This window comes from Streptomyces sp. NPDC025833 (assembly GCF_055558055.1).
In genome coordinates, this window is sequence record NZ_JBVHNF010000017.1 from 147,537 (window position 1) to 166,450 (window position 18,914).

Sequence of the window (18,914 nt, forward strand, 5' to 3'; positions counted from 1 at the left end):
TTGGTCGTCCGTTCGGGCTGTGTGCTCGGTCCGGCTGGGCGTCTGGGTTCTGCGCCTGGGTCGGTCGGGGTCCGGATCGTCAGCTCCGGTTCCGGCGGGGGGCGTCTGGAGCGCGCGTTCCGGCCGGGCCGGGCCCGGCAGGCGGTTCGGGGCGTGTCCCGGTTGCCCGTCCGAGCTGTGTGCCCGGCTGGGCCGAACGTCTGGGCTCTGCGCCCGGTCCGGTCGGGGTCCCGGCCCGTCGGCCCGGGCTGTGCCGACGGGCCGGCCCGTCGGCCCCGGTTGTGCCGAGCGTCATGCCCGTCGGCCCCGGCTTCGCCGGGCGCCCGCGTCATGACCCCGCTCAGCCGACCGTTCGGGGCAGGCGCAGGCTGAGGAGGCCCGTCAGGGCTATTCCGGCGAGCTGTACCAGGAGCGTGGTGAGCAGGGCGTCCCGCATGCCCAGGTGGGGGACGACGGTCAGGAAGAGGGTGCCCAGCGTGGCCACGCCCAGCGCCAGCGCCGACTGCTGGGTGGTGACCATCACACCGCTGCCCACACCGGCCCGGGCGGGCGGCACCTCGGACATCACGATCCGCATGATGTTGGGGAGTTGGAGCGCCTGACCGGCACCGGCCACGGCCGCCCCCGGCAGCAGCGTGCCGAGGCCCACGTGCGGCCAGTACCGCCAGGCGGCCAGCGCGATCAGCAGCACGCCCACGCCCTGGAGCACGGAGCCGGCGGTGACCACCCGGGTGCCGAAGCGGGCGATCAGCCGGGGCCCGGCCAGCGAGACGAACAGGAACGCCAGGGCCATCGGCGCGAGGGCGAGCCCGGCCGCCACCGGGCCGAGCCGGGCCCCCTGCTGGAGCGCCAGCGCGATCACGAACATGAACCCGCTGAAGCCGATCGAGAACGGCACCATCAGCTCCAGCCCGCGCCGCATGGACGGCACCCGGAACAGGCTCGGCGGCACCAGCGGGGTCCGCCCGGCCCGGTCCGCGCGCCGCTCCACCACCCAGAACGCGGCCACGGCGAACGGGCACGCGGCCAGCGACAGCCAGGTCCACAGCGGCCACCCGGCGGCCCGGCCCTCGGTCAGCGGCGCGAGCAGCGTCAGCAGGGACACGGCGAGCAGCACGGTGCCCGGCCCGTCGACGGGCTCCGGATGGTGCGAGCGCGTCTCCGGCACGTGGCGCGCGGCGAGCACCAGCCCCAGCACCACCACCGGGACGTTGACGAGGAAGATCGCCCGCCACCCGGTCCCCGCGACGTCGGCGGCGACCAGCACCCCGCCGAGGATCTGCCCGGCCACCATGGCGAGCCCGGCCGTGGCGCCGTACAGGCTCATGGCCTTCGCCCGGCGCGGGCCGCTCGTGGCGGCCTGGATGGTGGCCAGCACCTGCGGCAGCATGGCGGCGGCCGAGGCGCCCTGCGCGATCCGGGCCGCGACCAGGCTCCAGGCGCCGGGCGCCAGCCCGCAGGCCAGCGAGGTGAGCCCGAAGGCGGCCATTCCGCCGAGGAACAGCCTCCGGCGGCCGAACAGGTCCCCGAGTCGCCCGCCGAGCACCAGCAGCACGGCGTACGCGACGCCGTACCCGGCGACGACCAGCTCCAGCACGGCCTCACCGGCGGCGAGATCGGTGCCGATGGCCGGCAGGGCCACGTTGACGATGAAGAAGTCGACCAGCGGGAGTGCCGCGCCCAGCAGGACGGTGAACAGCCCGGGCCCGCCGAGCACGGGTGGCGCGGCCGTCGTCCGGACGGCGGGGACGGTGACGGTTTCACTCATGCCCCCGAGCCTGCGTGCGAGCTCAGCCTGGTACCAGAGTCTCCTCATCCTGGTAGAAGAACTACCCGGCAACAGGCTCGCGGGCGGGCCCGGCGGGCCCGGCGGGCCCGGCCGGGGCGCCGGCAGCCGGTCGGGAGTTGCCGTTCCCCGCTCCGCGCCGCCGCCGCCCGGCGGCGTGCCGCCCGCGTCGCGCTACCGGAAACACGTGGAAACGGCCTGGCCGGCACGGCACCCTGGGGCGTATGACGACCATGGCCCAGCAGACCCCTCCGCGGCCCGTGCGCGGGGCGGAGATCCGCCGGCACGAACTGGCCGCGTTCCTGCGCAGCAGGCGGGAACGGATCACGCCCGAGCAGGTGGGCCTGCCGCGCGGCGCCCGCCGCCGGACGCCCGGGCTGCGCCGGGAAGAGGTCGCCCAGCTCTCCGCGGTCGGCGTCACCTGGTACACCTGGCTCGAACAGGCCCGCGACATCCAGGTCTCCGTGCAGGTCCTCGACGCCCTGGCGCGCGCCCTGCGCCTGGACGTCAGCGAGCGCGCCCACCTCTTCCAGCTGGCCGGCGCGACCGATCCGAGCCCGGCGGCGAGCTGCCCGAGCGTCACCCCGGCCCTACGCGAGATGCTGACCCGGCTGGAGCCGATCCCCGCCTGCATCCAGAACAGCCGCTACGACATCCTCGCCTACAACCGCACCTACGGCCGGCTCCTGGCAGACCTGGACGCCATCCCGCCCGAGGACCGCAACTGCATGCTCCTCATCCACACCGACGAGAACTGGCAGGCGGCCGTCGTCCACCTGGACGAGGCCCGGCGGCTGATGGCCGCCCGGCTGCGCGCCTCCCTGGCCGGGCACCTCGGCGAGCCGGCCTGGAAGCTGCTCCTCGGGCGCCTGGAGCAGGTCCCGGAGTTCCGCGAGAACTGGGAGCGGTACGAGGTGGTCGCCACCCGCTCCAAAACCAAGGAGTTCCTCAACCCCCACGTCGGCCTCCTCACCCTGGAGCACACCGACCTGTGGCTGGGCCCCGAGCTGGGCGCCCGGATGGTGACGTACACCCCGGTGGACGACGAGACGCGGCGGCGGCTGGAGCGGCTGCACGCCCTGGTCCGCGCGGAACCGGAACCGGGGCGCTGACCCGCGGCCCGGCACCCCCGGCGGGGTCCCGCGGGCGCTTCGGGAGGCCTCGGGGCGGGGTCCCGCCCAGCTCCGGGACGCCCGGCGGAGTCCCCCTCGCGCCGGCGGGGGCCTACGCGCGTTCCGGGACGCCGGCGCTCTGGCGGATCTCCGCCGACCGCAGCGTCCGGGCCGTCCGCTCGGCGGTGCGGTGGGCCCAGGCGCCGCTGGTCAGCAGGCCCAGGACCAGGACGGCCAGACCGCAGCCGGCGAGGATCCACCAGCCGGGACGGGACGCCTGCACGAACACCTGCCGGTACGGGGACGAGCCGATGCCGGCGGCCAGGACGGCGCCGATCACCGCGACGCCGAGCGTCTGGCCGAGCTGCCGGCTGGTGGAGGCGACGGCGGCGGCGACGCCCGCCTGGGCGCGGGGCATGCCGGACACCGCGGTGTTGGTGATCGGCGCGTTCACGAAGCCGAAGCCGATGCCGAAGAGGACGTAGGCGATCACCAGCGTGGTGTCGGAGGTCTCCGCCTCGAACGCGGCGAACAGGACCCCGCTCGCGGTCATCGCCGTACCGGCGATCAGGAGGGGGACGCGCGGACCGCGGCTGCCGACCAGGCGGCCGGACAGCGGGGCGCACAGGAACGTCGGTACGGCCATCGGCAGCATCCACAGGCCCGCGTGCAGGGCGTCGAGTCCGCGCACGTTCTGCAGGTACAGGGTGGACAGGAAGAGGAAGCCGCCCAGGGCCGCGAACGCGCCGACCGCGATGACGGTGGCCCCGCTGAACGGCGCCGAGCGGAAGAAACGCAGGTCGATCAGGGGTTCGGGGCGTCGCGCCTCGTACCACAGCAGGGCCGGCAGGGCGACCACGGCCACCGCGGCGAACGGCGCCACCCGGCCGGCGCCCGCGGACGGCGCCTCGATGATCGCGTAGGTCAGCGACCCGAACAGCGCGATGACCAGCAGCTGGCCGACCGGGTCCGGACGGCGGGCCCTGGGCGCCCGGGACTCGGGCACGAAGCGGAGGGTGAGCAGGAGGGCGGCGAGGCCGACCGGGAGGTTGATCCAGAAGATCGAGCGCCAGCTCACCGACTGCACCAGCAGCCCGCCGACCAGCGGTCCGGCCGCCATGGAGATGCCGACGACGGCGCCCCACACCCCGATCGCGCGGGCGCGCTCACGGGCGTCGGTGAAGGTGTTGGTGATGATCGACATGGCGACCGGGTTGAGCATCGAACCGCCCACCGCCTGGACCATGCGGAAGACGACCAGCAGCTCCAGGCTGGGGGCGAGGGAGCAGAGCACGGAGCCGAGCGTGAAGACGACCAGGCCCGTCATGAAGACGCGTCTGCGTCCGATGCGGTCGGCCGTGGAGCCCGCGAGCATCAGCAGCGAGGCGAGGACGAGCGTGTAGGCGTCGATCGTCCACTGGAGGCCCGAGGTGGTGGCGTGCAGGTCGCGCTGCATCGACGGCAGCGCCACGTTCAGCACGGTGTTGTCGAGGCTCACGATCAGCAGGCTCATGCAGCAGATCCCGAGCACGAGCATGCGTCGGCGATGACTCAACTCTGGCATGCGTCCCATCGTACGCCGATTTCGATAGTGCGGTTAACTAATGAGTGATACACGATCTCTGGGGCGGGGCCCGGTCCGGTGGCCGGCCGGGTGAGGGACAATGGGTGCCTGCCGCTGTCCCTGTGCCGTCCATCCGCTCCGGAGCCCTGACGATGACCCACCCGCTCTCCATCGGCCCGCACGCCGTGACGCCGCCCGTCGTGCTCGCACCCATGGCGGGGATCACCAACGCCCCCTTCCGCACCCTGTGCCGGGAGTTCAGCGGCGGCAAGGGGCTCTTCGTCAGCGAGATGATCACGACCCGGGCGCTGGTCGAGCGCAACGAGAAGACCATGCAGCTGATCAGGTTCGACGCGAGCGAGCAGCCGCGCTCGATCCAGTTGTACGGCGTCGACCCCGCGACCGTCGGCAAGGCCGTCCGCATGATCGCGGAGGAGGACCTGGCCGACCACATCGACCTGAACTTCGGCTGCCCGGTGCCGAAGGTGACGCGCAAGGGCGGCGGCTCCGCGCTGCCGTACAAGCGGAACCTGCTGCGCGGCATCCTGCGGGAGGCGGTCAGCGGGGCCGGTGACCTGCCCGTCACGATGAAGATGCGCAAGGGCATCGACGACGACCACATCACCTACCTCGACGCCGGCCGCATCGCCGTGGAGGAGGGCGTCACCGCCGTCGCACTGCACGGCCGCACCGCCTCCCAGCACTACGGCGGCACCGCCGACTGGGACGCCATCGCCCGGCTGAAGGAGCACGTGCCGGAGATCCCCGTGCTCGGCAACGGCGACATCTGGTGCGCGCAGGACGCCCTGCGGATGGTCCGGGAGACCGGCTGCGACGGGGTCGTGGTGGGGCGCGGCTGCCTGGGCCGGCCGTGGCTGTTCGCGGACCTGGTGGCCGCGTTCGAGGGCCGCGGCGAGGACGTCGGCCGGCCCGCGCTGCGCGAGGTGGCCGACATCATGGTGCGGCACGCCACCCTGCTCGGCGAGTGGCTCGGTGACGAGTCCAAGGGCGTGGTCGACTTCCGCAAGCACGTCGCCTGGTACCTGAAGGGCTTCGCCGTCGGCTCCGAGATGCGCAAGCGGCTCGCGATCACGTCGTCGCTGGCGGAGCTGCGGGCCGGCCTGGACGAGCTGGACCTGGACCAGGCGTGGCCGGCCGGTGCGGAGGGCCCACGCGGGCGCACGTCCGGCAACAACCGGGTGGTGCTGCCGGACGGGTGGCTGAAGGACCCGTACGACTGCGCGGGCGTCAGTGAGGACGCCGAGCAGGACACCTCCGGCGGCTGACCGGAGCCGTCACCGGGCCCGGCCCGCAACCACCGGCGGAACCACGGCCGCGCCTCCCGCCGGCCCCGGGACGGGTCCCGGGGCCGGTTCCGCCCGGAGTGGCGCGGGCGGGGCGCGCGGCCGGTGGCACGGCGGCCCTGAGCGCGGCCCCCGCCGGAATCCGCACGCACGCGGCGGGCGCCCGGCCGGCGGAGCCGGGCGGTACGAGTGCGGTGAACGTGCCGGGCAGGCCCGCGCGGGCGGCCCGGTGCCGCTCCCGCTGCCAAGGGGGATGTCCGCCCGAGACGAAGTCCTTCCGGCCCCGGCCTCCCCGGCCTGCCGGCCCCCCCGTCCCGACCGGCACGTGCTCGGCTTCGGGAACCCCCTGGGCCCTTCCCCGGCGTGGCCTGCCACCGCCCTCCCGTACGACCGGGCCGGGCGAACTCCGGGCGCCGTCCGCCCTCCACGCGTCGGCCGGGGGCACCGTGCCCTCACCCGTTCCCACGCTCCATGCCCATGCCTTGACGGCTGCGGGCGTCATTCGGTACTACTACATTATGAATCAGGTAACTAACGCGGACGAGTTGGCCCGGGACGCGGACGGGCTGCTCCACGACCCTCAAGTACGCGCGTCGATGGGTGAGTTCACGGAGGGAGGGGACACCCTCCGGCTGGAGGCGGCGGCCGCCGCGCGGGCCGCGCACAAGGCCGTCGAGCGGCTGCGCGCCCACGGCACGGAAGGCCGCGGCCTCAGCACGGGCGCCGTCGACGTCCTGATCCGGCTGCGCGCCCTCGGGGCGGACGGCGCGCACCTCGGCGACCTCGCACGCTCCGCGGGCATGACGGCCCGCAACGCCACCGGCCTGGTCGACACGCTCGAACGCGAGGGACTCGTCGTGCGCGAGCCGGACCCCGCGGACCGCCGGTCCGTCCTCGCCCGCATCACCCCCGCCGGACTGGTCTGGCTGGACGAGTTCCGGGCGCCGACGCAGAAGGCGATGGCGGCGCTGTTCCACGGATTCACCGACGACGACCTCCACCGGCTCCGCCACCTGTGCCTGCGCCTCGTCGAGAACCAGCAGCGCATCGCCGCCCACCTGGCCGCCGTCTCCTAAACGCCTCCCACGGCCGTGAGCAGGGCCAGCGGGGTGGCCGCCGACCGGGCCCCGCGGCCGCACGCGTCCGGGCACGGCACCGGCTCGGCGTGCGTGTCCCGCCCGTACCCGGCCAGCGCCTCCGGCAGCCGGTGCCCGCTCGCCGTCGCCGCCCCGACCAGCGCGTGCGCCACCGTCCGGGCCTCGTCGTGCAGCCCGTAGCGGGCCAGGCCCAGCGCGATCAGCGCGTTGTCGTGCGGCCGGACGGAGCCGCGGTGGTGCGACAGCGGGTGGTACGCCGGCTGCCCGGCGGCCACCGTGCGCACGCCCCAGCCCGAGAAGAAGTCGTCCTCCAGCAGCCGTCGCCCCACCACCTCGCCGTACTCCTTGTCCAGCAGCCCCGACCACAGCAGGTGCCCGGCGTCGCAGGCCAGCGCGTCGACGCGGCGGCCCCGCCCGTCCAGCGCCGGCGCCGGGAACGACCGCTCCGGCATCCAGAAGTCCCGCTGGAACCGGTCCCGCAGACCCGCCGCGGTCCCGTCCAGCAGCTCGGCGTAGGCGTCGTCCGCCCACACCGCGCGGGCCAGTCCCGCCGTGCGGCGCAGGGCGTCGTACGCGTAGCCCTGGGCGCCCGCCGCCGCCGTCGTGCCGGTGAGCCGGGTGCCGGGGGAGTCCTTCCAGTCCTGCCCGGCGGGGCCGTCCCCGTCGGCGCGGTGGACGAGGTAGCCGTGCGAGGTCAGCCCGCCGTGGTCGAGCATCCAGCCGGCGGCGGCGCGGGCGTGCCGCTCCAGCCGGCGGGCGAACCCGGCGTCCCCGGTCCGCTCGACGTACGCGCCGAGCAGGATCAGGAACAGGGGAGTGGTGTCGACCGCTCCGTAGGAGCGGCGGAACGGCACCTGGCCGAAGTGCGCCAGTTCCCCGTGCCGCACCTCGTGCACGATCTTGCCCGGCCGGGCGGCCGCGGACGCGCCGGTGCCGGTCGCCTGGGTGGCGGCCAGCGCGAGGAGGGTGGCGGCGGCCGGACCGGACCGGTAGGGCAGGACGAAGAGGGAGGCGAGGAGCGCGTCGCGGCCCAGCAGGGCGAGACGCCAGGGGACGCCGGCCGCCGGCACGCGCAGCTCCTCGCCGTCCGGTCCGCGGGCCGGGACCCGGAGCGCCGCCAGGTCGGCGAGGCCCCGGGCGCAGGCCGCGGCCAGCCCGGGCGGGCCGGCGGGGAACGCCACCCCCGCCGTGAACTCCTCCTCGCGCGCCCGCAGGTCCCGGCGCGCTGCGGCGGGGTCGCGGGGCACGCGCGGGGCGCGCCGCTCGCCGTGCGGGCGGGCGGCCACCCGCAGGAGCAGCCCGGTCGTGCCGTGCGGGGCGAGGTCGAGGGTCCACACCAGGCGGCGGGCCCCGGTGCCGGTCTCCTCCACCGCGTCGGGCGCCGGCTCGGCCGTGATCGTCGTACGGGACCGCCACTCGGCGCGCCGGTAGGTGAACTCGATGCCGTCGTCCAGCGGCTCACGGGAGCGAACGGCGCCGGCCTTGACGTAGGTGCGGTGGTCGCGACGGAGTTCGAACTGGTCGGTGAAGTCGGCGTCGACGGTGAGCGCGAGCCGGACGGCGGTGGGTACCGGGCGGTTGCTGGTCACCCGCAGCGACTCGACGAACGAGCCGTCGCCGACGGCCTGTTCGCGCAGGAGGGTGTGGGCCGGGGGCTCCGGCCGGCCGGCCCGGGGTACCAGCACGCAGCGGGCGGCGTCCCCGTCCGCCACCGGGACGAGCGCCTCGGGCACCGCGCCGTCGACGGTGAGCTGCCAGCGGCTGAGGTGCCGGGCGTCCCGGACGAACAGCCCGTCGGGACAGCCGTCGCGGGGCACCCCGCCGATGTCGCCCCGGTCGCCGACGGCGGCGAAGGTGGTGCCGTGCACGAACAGGTGATGCCGGTCCGTCATCCCCGGTCCCCTCCTTGGGTCACGTCAGTGGGAACGCGCCGGTGTCCGGGTGGACACGTCGTTTTGGGGGCTCTTGTTCAGCTTTTGACGCTCGGGTGGTGCGGGCCGCGCGGGCGGCGCGCGTGGCCGGTGGCACCCCGTGCGCGGCACGCCGGCCGCCACCGTCCCCGGTACGGGCGCGCGGACTCCGCTCCGGCGCCCGGACCGTGCCGGTCGGGCGGCCGTCGGCGGCGCGGGCCGCCGGCCGCGGGTGCGGCTCGCGGCGCCGGGCGGGTGACCGGCGTGGCCCCGGGACCGACCGCCGTCCGGTCGCTGTCCGGTCACCGGCCGGCCGCCGTCCGCATGGTGGAAACGGGCGGCCTGTGAGAGCGTGATTCTCGCCACCCTTGATAAGGGTTGCGCTCAGATGAGCGGATCATGAGCGGCTGCACTTCTCCAAAGGGTGGCACTGGGTGCCACCCTTTGATCGTTCATCGATCGAAATCAGCCGTCGCGAGGGCCGCTCATCTGAGCAGAAAACCGCACCTGTGGGCAGTGCTGCCTTCAAGAAGTGAAAACATAACCTCGGCCTGGCTTGCCAAGCTTTGACTTTCGATCCACTGGCGGACGAGTGGTTACAGGCACATGACGCGCAAGTGGACGTGCCCAGAGACCTTCGATCTGGGTATGTTCCTGGCCGTCAGGGCAGCCACCGTGGCCTCAAGGAGTCGAGACCCGTGTCGGAAAACAAAGAACCCCACGCAGCGAAGTTCGTTTACGACTTCACCGAGGGCAACAAGGACCTCAAGGACCTGCTCGGCGGCAAGGGTGCCAATCTCGCCGAGATGACCAACCTCGGTCTGCCGGTCCCTCCCGGCTTCACCATCACCACGGAGGCCTGCAAGGTCTACCTGGACAGCGGTGAGGAGCCCGCGGCACTGCGTGACGAGGTGAGCGCCCACCTCGACGCCCTGGAGCGGAAGATGGGCAAGAAGCTCGGCCAGGCCGACGACCCGCTGCTGGTCTCCGTCCGCTCCGGCGCCAAGTTCTCCATGCCCGGCATGATGGACACCGTCCTGAACATCGGCCTCTCCGACAAGTCCGTGCAGGGCCTGGCCAAGCAGGCCGGCGACGACCGGTTCGCCTGGGACTCCTACCGCCGCCTCATCCAGATGTTCGGCAAGACCGTCCTCGACGTCGACGGCGAGCTGTTCGAGGAGGCCCTCGAGGCGGCCAAGGCCGCCAAGAAGGTCACCGTCGACACGGACCTGGAGGCCGCCGACCTCAAGAAGCTGGTCACCCGGTTCAAGAAGATCGTCAAGGCGGAGGCCGGCCGGGACTTCCCGCAGGACCCGCGCGAGCAGATGGACCTCGCCATCAAGGCGGTCTTCGACTCATGGAACGGCGACCGGGCCAAGCTCTACCGCCGCCAGGAGCGCATCCCGCACGACCTGGGCACCGCCGTCAACGTCTGCTCGATGGTCTTCGGCAACCTCGGCCCCGACTCCGGCACCGGCGTCGCCTTCACCCGCGACCCCGCCTCCGGCCACCAGGGCGTCTACGGCGACTACCTGCAGAACGCGCAGGGCGAGGACGTCGTCGCGGGCATCCGCAACACCGTCGCGCTGGCGGAGCTGGAGCAGATCGACAAGAAGTCGTACGACCGGCTCATGCGGATCATGGAGACCCTGGAGAACCACTACAAGGATCTCTGCGACATCGAGTTCACCATCGAGCGCGGCCAGCTCTGGATGCTCCAGACCCGTGTGGGCAAGCGCACCGCCGGCGCCGCGTTCCGCATCGCCACCCAGCTCGTGGACCAGGGCCTGATCGACGAGACCGAGGCGCTCCAGCGCGTCACCGGCGCCCAGCTCGCCCAGCTCATGTTCCCGCGCTTCGACGAGGAGGCGAAGGTCGAGCAGGTCGCCCGCGGCATCGCGGCGTCGCCGGGCGCGGCGGTCGGCAAGGCCGTCTTCGACTCTTACACCGCCGTCAAGTGGTCCCGCTCGGGCGAGAAGGTCATCCTGGTCCGCCGGGAGACCAACCCCGACGACCTGGACGGCATGATCGCCGCCGAGGGCATCCTGACCTCCCGCGGCGGCAAGACCTCGCACGCGGCCGTCGTCGCCCGGGGCATGGGCAAGACCTGCGTCTGCGGCGCGGAGGAGCTGGAGGTCGACACCAAGCGCCGCCGCATGACGGTGCCGGGCGGCACCGTCGTGGAGGAGGGCGACCTCATCTCCATCGACGGCTCCAGCGGCAAGGTCTACCTCGGCGAGGTCCCGGTGGTCCCGTCCCCCGTGGTCGAGTACTTCGAGGGCCGGATGCACCCCGGCGCCGACGACGCCGACGAACTGGTCGAGGCGGTCCACCGCATGATGGCCTTCGCCGACCGCAAGCGCCGCCTGCGGGTGCGCGCCAACGCCGACAACGCCGAGGACGCGCTGCGCGCCCGCCGGTTCGGCGCCCAGGGCATCGGCCTGTGCCGCACGGAGCACATGTTCCTCGGCGAGCGCCGCGAGATGGTCGAGAAGCTGATCCTCGCCGACACCCAGGAGGAGCGCGAGTCCGCCCTGCGGGAGCTGCTGCCCCTGCAGAAGAAGGACTTCGTCGAGCTGTTCGAGGCGATGGACGGCCTGCCGGTGACGGTCCGCCTGCTGGACCCGCCGCTGCACGAGTTCCTCCCGGACATCACCGAACTCTCGGTGCGGGTGGCCCTGGCGGAGTCCCGGCAGGAGCCGCACGAGAACGACCTGCGGCTGCTCCAGGCCGTGCACCGCCTGCACGAGCAGAACCCGATGCTGGGCCTGCGCGGGGTGCGCCTGGGCCTGGTCATCCCCGGGCTGTTCACCATGCAGGTCCGCGCGATCGCGGAGGCCGCGGCCGAGCGCAAGGCGGCCAAGGGCGACCCGCGCGCCGAGATCATGATCCCGCTCGTCGGCACCGTCCAGGAGCTGGAGATCGTCCGCGAGGAGGCGGACCAGGTCGTCGCCGAGGTCGAGGCGGCCACCGGCACCTCGCTCAAGCTGGCGATCGGCACGATGATCGAGCTGCCGCGCGCCGCGCTGACGGCGGGCCAGATCGCCGAGGCGGCGGAGTTCTTCTCCTTCGGCACGAACGACCTGACCCAGACGGTGTGGGGCTTCAGCCGCGACGACGTCGAGGCGTCCTTCTTCACGGCCTACCTGGAGAAGGGCATCTTCGGGGTGTCGCCGTTCGAGACGATCGACAAGGACGGCGTCGGCTCCCTGGTGAAGGCCGCCGCGGAGGCGGGCCGCCGGACCCGCCCCGACCTCAAGCTGGGCGTCTGCGGCGAGCACGGCGGCGACCCCGAGTCGGTGCACTTCTTCCACGAGGTGGGCCTCGACTACGTCTCCTGCTCCCCGTTCCGCATCCCGGTCGCCCGCCTGGAGGCCGGCCGCGCGGCGACCCAGTCCGCGGGCAGCGACCACCGCTGATCCCGCGGCCCGCCGGACCCCGGGGCCGCCGCCGGTCCCCGACCCTCACCGATCGGCGGCGGCCCCGGCACACGGAGACCGCGGGGGCGGCACCCCGGCACGGGGGTGCCGCCCCCGCGGGCCGTCCCGGGCCGCCCGGGACGGCCCGCTACCGCCGGTGTTCGGCGAAGAACGCGGTCAGCGCGACGTTCACCGCGCCCGGGTCCTCCAGGTGCCCGTAGTGCCCGCAGTCGGGGATCTCCACGTACCGGCAGCCCCCGACCGCGTCGGCCACCTCCCTGCCCAGGTGGGGCGGGGTGATCAGGTCGTCCCCGAACGCGATCACCGCGCACGGCACCCGGATGCCCGCGTAGTCCCGCAGCCGGTCGGGAACGAGCGTGGCCCGCAACTGGTGCCGGTACCCCTCGCCCGTGTCGAGCGGACCCTCCAGGAGGGCCATCCAGTCCTGCGCCCGGGAGTCGTCCGCCAGGGTGGACCGGGACAGGTTCTGCATCGCCCGCAGCACCCCGCGGTGGGCGTCGGAGACCGTGGGGCCGCCGGCGCTCTGCTCGATCTCGGCCGTCACCACCGCCCGGCGCATGGCGTCGGTGCGCCCGCGGGTGGCCATGAAGACGGCCTGGCACAGCAGTTCCGGGCGGCGCAGCGCCAGTTCCTGCGCGACGATGGCGCCCAGGGACACGCCCACCACCCGGCAGGGGGCGGGACCGAGGCCCTCGATCAGGCGGGCGGCGTCCTCGACCAGGTCGTCCAGGCCGAACGGCCCGGCGGGGCCCGGCCCGCTGCCCCGGTGGTCGTAGGTCACCGTCTGGTAGCCGGCCCGCAGCAGGGCCGGCACCTGGTAGGCGTCCCAGCTCCGGGCGCTCCCGCCGCTCCCCGTGATCAGCAGGACGGGATCGCCCGTGCCCCGGCGGGTGTGGGCCGGCACCCCGGCGGCCGGCCGGTGTGCGGCGGCGGTCCGAGCGGTCATGGTCCCCATTCCTGTCGTGTACGTGGGTCACCGGGGCCCGGGCGCGGCCGGGCCGTGCGCGCGCGAGGCCCGGTCACGCCCGCCGGGGAGAACGGCGAGCTGCGCCGGCGCCCGCGCCGCGATGCGTTCGAAGGTCTTCTCGTCGGCGGCGAAGACGGAGTCCGGGACCGGCCAGTGGACGACGATCTCGGTGAAGCCCAGCTCGGCCTGGCGCCCGGCGAAGTCGACGAACGCGTCCACGGACCGCAGCGGGTCGCCGCCGGTGAAGCCCGTCAGCAGGATCCGCTCGATGTCCCGCGCCGCCCGCCCCTGCCCGGCGAGGGCCTCGTCCAGGTTCCCGAGCTGCTCGACGAGCGTGGCGTGGAAGCGCTCCTCGTCGCCGCCGGGCAGCCGCGGATCGCCCAGCGTCACCCACGCCTGCCCGTACCGGGCCGCCAGCCGCATCCCCCGGGGCCCGGTGGCGGCCACCGCGAACGGCAGCCGCGGACGCTGGAGGCACCCGGGCAGGCCGTACGCCTCGTGGGCGCGGTAGAACGCCCCGTCGTACGAGACGACGGGCTCCCTCAGCAGCCGGTCGAGCAGCTCGGTGAACTCCTCGAACCGCGCGGCCCGTTCCCGCGGCGGCCAGGGCGCCCGCCCCAGCGCCGTGGCGTCGAAGCCGTTCGCCCCGGCGCCCAGTCCCAGCGTGACCCGGCCCCCCGACAGGTCGTCCAGGGACATGAGTTCCTTGGCGAACGGCACCGGGTGCCGGAAGTTGGGCGAGGCGACGAGGGTGCCCAGCCGGATCGACCGGGTGGCCGCGGCGGCCGCGGCCAGCGTGGGCACGGCGCCGAACCAGGCCCGGTCGCGCAGGCTGCGCCACGCCAGGTGGTCGTAGGTGTAGGCGGCGTGGAAGCCGAGTTCCTCGGCGCGCAGCCACCGGCGGGCGCCGCCCTCGGACCAGCGCAGGGTGGGCAGGATGACGGTGCTCAGCCGCACGGTGGCGGTCCCCCTTCCCGGACGCGGGCCCTCAGGGGCGCAGCACGGCCTTGAGGACCGTGCCCGCGCCGACCTGCCGCAGGGCCTCCTCGCACTCCGCCATCGGGAACTCGGTCACCAGGCTCGCCAGGTCGAAGCGCGCGGTGAGCGCCGGCAGCAGGTTCACGTACGACACGAGATGGGCGCCGGTGAACCCCCACGAGCCGAGCAGGGAGAGCTGGCGGTGGACGAGCTGGTGCGGGTTGACGGCGACCTCGCCGCGGTCCGTGTACTGGCCCACGACCAGGTAGGAGCCGCCGCGCCGGGCCATGGCGACGCCCTGCGGGACGGCGTCCGGGGCCCCGGCGCACTCGATGACCAGATCGGCGCCGTACCCGCCGGTCAGGGCGCGGACCTCGGCGAGCGCGGCGGCGGGGTCCCCGCCGTCGATGACGTTGACGTGGTGGTCGCCGATGCCGAGCCGCCCGGCGGCCGCGAGGCGGGACTCGGGCCCGCCCACCACGATCACCCGGGCCGCCCCCGCGAGCTGCGCCATGGCGGCCGCGGCGAGCCCCACCGGCCCGCTGCCCTGGACCACCACGGACTCGCCGAGCCGGACGGGCCGCCGCCCGTAGAGGGCGTGGATCATGGTGGGGCCGGCGCAGGCCAGCGACATCGCCGACGCCTCGGACACGCCCGCGGGGAGCTTGACCACGCTGGTGCCGGCGCGCAGCACCATGCGCTCCGACCACGAGCCGGACGGCCCGGGGGCGTCGGACACGGGCAGGTTGACGCCGTAGGTGGTGCGCCGCTCGCACAGCGTCGGCTCCTCGTGCATGCGGCAGGGGACGCAGGAGCCGCAGGAGATCGACGACGCCCACATCACGGTGTCGCCGACCGCGAGGAGGTCGCCGTTGGCGTCGGCCAGCGGGCCGGCGCCGATCCGCTCGACGGTGCCGAGCCCCTCGTGCCCGAGCACCACGGGCGTGGGGATGGCCAGCCGTCCGCTCCACAGGTGCGCGTCGGTACCGCAGACCCCGCCGTACTCCACCTTCACCACGACCTCGCCGGGTCCTGCCTCGGCGACGTCCAGCTCTTCGAGGGAGAGGGGCTTGCTGAATTCACGCAGGACTACGGACCGGGAGGTCGTGTGATGAGCGTTCGACATTTCCATCCACTACTCGGGACCGGACAGGGAGGGACCGGGCGTCCCCGGGCGCCGGGGCGGCGGCCGGGCCGGCGCGGGCGACGGCGTCCCGACGGGCCGTGGTCTGCGGGCCGTGGGCTGTGCGGAGCCTAGGGACGCCGCTTATCGACGCCGTATCGGTTCTCCAACCAGAGCCGGGGCCCCGGCGCGCGGAGCGGGACCGACGGGCTGCGAAGCGTGCGCGATAACGAGACGAAAGCTGTCCGACCTACCTTCCGAGCTGGCGTGATGACGGTGGCCAGGGGGGGCCGGGCGGCATGGTCCCCGTGTCGCTCGCCGCCGGTCCCCCCGTTCGTCCGTGCCGGTTCTCCGGGCCCCGCCGCGCCCGGGCGCGCCCCCGGGGGGCCGGTCCGGCCGGTGGGTGGATCACGGGCGTCACTACGGACTGCACGAGGAGTCAGCGGCATGGCTGGAACAGCGAGGCACGGTGCGGAGCCACCGGGCGTGGACAGCCGGGCGCCGTCCGTACGGGACGAGCCCGGGGACGGCACCCTGGGCGCGGTCTTCGCCCGGCGGGTACGGGAACACGGGGAGCGCACCGCGCTGATCGACGGCGACCGGCGGTACACCTACCGCGCGCTGGACGAGGTCTCCAACGCCTGGGCGCGGGAGCTGACGCGGCTCGGCGCCGGCCGGGCCGGTGACATCGTCCCCGTCGTCCTGCCGCGCTCCGCGGAACTGGTCGTGGCGGTGCTCGCGGTCCTCAAGACGGGCGCCGCGTACTCGCTGATCGCCCCGGAGTGGCCCCGAGCCCGGCAGCAGGAGCTGGTGGAACTGCTCGCCGCCCCGGTCGTGGTGGCGGCAGGGGCGGCGGACCGGGACCGCCCGGTCTTCGTGCCCCCGCCGGTCGGGCGGTCCGAGCGGCTCGGCACCGTCCCCGCCGCCCCCGCCGTCTCGCCGGACGACCCCGCCACCGTCTTCTTCACCTCCGGCAGCACCGGAGCGCCCAAGGCGGTGGTCTCACCGCACCGGGCGACGGTCAGCCTGTTCGGCGACCCGGTGTTCGGCGACTTCGCGCCGGGCGGCGTCATGCCGCTGGCCGCGGCACTGCCCTGGGACGCCTTCAGCCTGGAGCTGTGGGGCATGCTGCTGTCCGGCGGTACGTCCGTCCTCATCGACGGCCCCTACCTGCTCCCCGCCGCGCTGCGCGAGCTGACCGCCGCCCACGGGGTGAACGTGCTGTGGCTCACCGCCTCCCTGTTCAACATGTTCGTGGAGGAGGACCCGGGCTGCTTCACCGGCCTGCGGCGCCTCTTCGTCGGTGGTGAGCGTCTCTCCCCGCGGCACGTGCGCGCGTTCCTGGCCGCCCACCCCACCGTCGCCCTGGTCAACGGGTACGGGCCGGTGGAGAGCACGGTCTTCGCGACGGTGCACGAGATCACGCCCGAGGACTGCGCACGCGAGGGCGGCATCCCCATCGGCCGGGCCGTGGCCGGCCGCCGGACCGAGGTGCGCCGGGACGGCGCGCCCTGCGCGACCGGGCAGCCCGGCGAACTCCTCGTCGGCGGCGACGGCCTGGCACTGGCCTACCTCGGGCAGAGCGGACTCACCGAGGAGAGGTTCGTCCGCACCGGCGGCCCGGGGCGGGCGGAGCGCATGTACCGGACGGGCGACCTGGTCTCCGCCGACGCGGACGGCGTCCTGCACTTCCACGGGCGGATCGGCCGCCAGGTGAAGCTGCGCGGGCACCGCGTCGAACTGACCGAGATCGAGGCGCTGGTCCGGCGGACGCCGGGCGTGACGGACTGCGTCGCGGTCCCGCGCACGGACGGCGACGGCACCTGCCACGGCATCGCCGCCTTCTACACCACGGAGCACCCGGCCGGGCCGGCCCCCGGCGACCTGCGGCGCGACATCGCCGCCCGGGCGCCCGGCTACCTCGTCCCCGACCGGCTCGAACACGTCGACAGGTTCCCCCTCTCCGCGAACGGCAAGGTCGACCACCGGCGCCTGGCCGCCGCGCTGCCCCCGCCCGGCCCGGCCCCCGCCGTGGACGACGGGCCGCCCGGCGACGGGCTGGAGGCCGCCGTCAGGTCCGTGTTCGCGGAGGTGCTCCGGCGCGGCGACGTGCCCTCCGACGCGTCCTTCTTCGACCTCGGCGGCACCTCGCTGGACGCCGGGCGGCTGTGCACCAAGCTGGGGGCGCTGCTGGCGGACCCGGTCCCCGTCACCCTGGTCATGGCCCACCCCACGCTCGGCGGCCTCCTGGACGCGCTGCGCCGCGAGCGTCCGGACCCGGCCCGCCCCGCGGCGGCCGGCCCGCCGCCGGAGCCGCACGACGGGATCGAACTCCTCGGCATGCAGGCCGCGTTCGCGATGGCCCACGAGTTCCACCCGGAGGACCCGGCACCGCTGTGCCCCTCCTTCTGGCGGATCGACGGCCCCCTGGACCTCAACGCCCTGGCCGCCGCCGTACGGGACGTGGGACGGCGGCACGAGGCGCTGCGGGCCGGGTACGAGGCCGTGCCCCGCCCGCGCGCCCGCCCGGACGCCGTGGGCCCGCCCGTCTCCCTGCGCGTCCTGCCGCCCGCGGCCGGCGAGGAGGAGGCACTCGCCCTGCTGGCGGAACACGTGCTCACCCCGCTGGACATCGGGAACGGGGAGGTGTGGCGGTGCGCGGCCGTCACCCGCGGGTCCACGACCCACTTCGCGCTCTGCGTCCACCACGTCGCCTTCGACGCCTGGTCGCAGCGGGTCCTGCTGGCGGACCTCGCCCTCGCCTACACGGCCCGCCGCGGCGGGACGGAGCCGGACTTCGGCCGTCCGGCGGCCCGCCTTGCCGACGTCCGGCGGGAACGGGCCGCGCAACTCGCCCCGCACCGGCTGGCACCCCAGCTCCGGTTCTGGTCGGCGGCGCTCGCCGGCCTCCCGCCGCTCGACTTCGGCCCCGCACCGGACGCCCCCGGCGCCGGGCCGCACCCGCCGGGCCGCGCCCCCGCCCGGATGTCCTTCACGCTGCCGGTGCCGGACGTCACCGCCCTGGAGAAGGCGGCTCTCGACGCCGGCGCCACCCTGTTCACCGTCCTCCTGGCCGGCTACGCCGCGGCGCTCGGGCGGACCCTCGGGCAGGACGAGTTCGGCATCGGCGTGCCGGTCGCCAAGCGCGACATCCCCTCGGCCGACGACTTCGTGGGATGTCTGATCAACACGCTGTGCATCCCCTTCCGCGGCGTCGGCGACGACCTCCCCTCGGCGCTGCCCGGCACCCGCGACATCGTCGTGCGGGCGTTCGCCGCCCAGGACGTGCCCTTCGCCGACGTGGTCGCCGCCGTCCGCCCGGCCCGCTCCGGCCGCAACCCGCTGTTCCAGACCATGTTCGCCCACCAGGACGCCGGCCAGGGGGAGTTCGGACTGCCGGACTGCCGGGTCACCGGCGTCGACGCCGGCCCCCCGCGCGCGATGCACGAACTGGTCGCGGAGGTCTGGCCGCGGGCCGGCGGCTCCCTGGAGGTCACGTTCACCTGGCAGCCGGACCGCGTCCCCGAGCGGACCGTCCGGGCGCTGCGGACGGCCTACCGGGAGCTCCTCACCACGGTGGCCGCCGAACCCGGTACCACCGCACGACGTCACACCGCCTAGTAGGGAGTACCG

11 protein-coding genes are annotated in these 18,914 nt (G+C 74.8%); 5 read left to right on the forward strand and 6 right to left on the reverse strand.

All coding sequences use genetic code 11. From position 1 onward, the window contains the following. Positions 1 to 340: 340 nt before the first annotated feature. Positions 341 to 1,768, reverse strand: coding sequence for an MFS transporter (locus ACZ4K2_RS28595; RefSeq protein WP_467477328.1), 1,428 nt, complete (start codon positions 1,766 to 1,768; stop codon positions 341 to 343). Between the two features lie 242 nt (positions 1,769 to 2,010). Here ACZ4K2_RS28595 and ACZ4K2_RS28600 point away from each other — a divergent pair, with 242 nt between their 5' ends. Beyond that, positions 2,011 to 2,898: a helix-turn-helix transcriptional regulator gene (locus ACZ4K2_RS28600; RefSeq protein ID WP_467477331.1), complete on the forward strand. Its 888-nt coding sequence runs from the start codon at positions 2,011 to 2,013 to the stop codon at positions 2,896 to 2,898. A gap of 112 nt (positions 2,899 to 3,010) precedes the next feature. On the opposite strand, the gene ACZ4K2_RS28605 is transcribed toward ACZ4K2_RS28600, so the two are convergent. After that, positions 3,011 to 4,462: an MFS transporter gene (locus ACZ4K2_RS28605; protein WP_467477333.1), complete on the reverse strand. Its 1,452-nt coding sequence runs from the start codon at positions 4,460 to 4,462 to the stop codon at positions 3,011 to 3,013. A gap of 152 nt (positions 4,463 to 4,614) precedes the next feature. Between ACZ4K2_RS28605 and dusB the strand changes: the two genes are divergently transcribed. Together dusB and ACZ4K2_RS28615 are read left to right on the forward strand one after the other, a co-directional pair. Next, positions 4,615 to 5,748, forward strand: a complete 1,134-nt coding sequence (gene dusB, locus ACZ4K2_RS28610; protein WP_467477335.1) for a tRNA dihydrouridine synthase DusB — start codon at positions 4,615 to 4,617, stop codon at positions 5,746 to 5,748. A 536-nt stretch (positions 5,749 to 6,284) separates the two neighbouring features. After that, complete coding sequence (locus ACZ4K2_RS28615; RefSeq protein WP_467477337.1) at positions 6,285 to 6,842, forward strand: MarR family winged helix-turn-helix transcriptional regulator; 558 nt, start codon at positions 6,285 to 6,287, stop codon at positions 6,840 to 6,842. Here the strand turns inward: ACZ4K2_RS28615 and ACZ4K2_RS28620 are convergent. Then, on the reverse strand, positions 6,839 to 8,755 hold the full coding sequence (locus tag ACZ4K2_RS28620; RefSeq protein ID WP_467477340.1) for an amylo-alpha-1,6-glucosidase: 1,917 nt from the start codon (positions 8,753 to 8,755) through the stop codon (positions 6,839 to 6,841). The genes ACZ4K2_RS28615 and ACZ4K2_RS28620 overlap by 4 nt on opposite strands. Before the next feature lie 716 nt (positions 8,756 to 9,471). On the opposite strand from ACZ4K2_RS28620, the gene ppdK reads away from it, so the two are divergent. Then, complete coding sequence (gene ppdK, locus ACZ4K2_RS28625) at positions 9,472 to 12,192, forward strand: pyruvate, phosphate dikinase (RefSeq protein ID WP_467477343.1); 2,721 nt, start codon at positions 9,472 to 9,474, stop codon at positions 12,190 to 12,192. Positions 12,193 to 12,340: 148 nt separating this feature from the next. Here ppdK and ACZ4K2_RS28630 read toward each other — a convergent pair whose 3' ends face one another. From ACZ4K2_RS28630 to ACZ4K2_RS28640, 3 genes are read right to left on the reverse strand one after another with little or no spacing between them, the layout of a single operon-like run. Continuing rightward, positions 12,341 to 13,159: an alpha/beta fold hydrolase gene (locus ACZ4K2_RS28630; protein ID WP_467477346.1), complete on the reverse strand. Its 819-nt coding sequence runs from the start codon at positions 13,157 to 13,159 to the stop codon at positions 12,341 to 12,343. Between the two features lie 27 nt (positions 13,160 to 13,186). After that, a complete protein-coding gene (locus tag ACZ4K2_RS28635; RefSeq protein WP_467477349.1) occupies positions 13,187 to 14,137 on the reverse strand; it encodes an LLM class flavin-dependent oxidoreductase in 951 nt (316 codons plus the stop codon). Between the two features lie 31 nt (positions 14,138 to 14,168). Beyond that, positions 14,169 to 15,284, reverse strand: coding sequence for a zinc-binding dehydrogenase (locus tag ACZ4K2_RS28640; RefSeq protein ID WP_467477352.1), 1,116 nt, complete (start codon positions 15,282 to 15,284; stop codon positions 14,169 to 14,171). A gap of 444 nt (positions 15,285 to 15,728) precedes the next feature. Between ACZ4K2_RS28640 and ACZ4K2_RS28645 the strand changes: the two genes are divergently transcribed. After that, positions 15,729 to 18,902 (forward strand): amino acid adenylation domain-containing protein, encoded by a 3,174-nt coding sequence (locus ACZ4K2_RS28645; protein WP_467477356.1) that lies wholly within the window; start codon positions 15,729 to 15,731, stop codon positions 18,900 to 18,902. Positions 18,903 to 18,914: the final 12 nt, after the last annotated feature.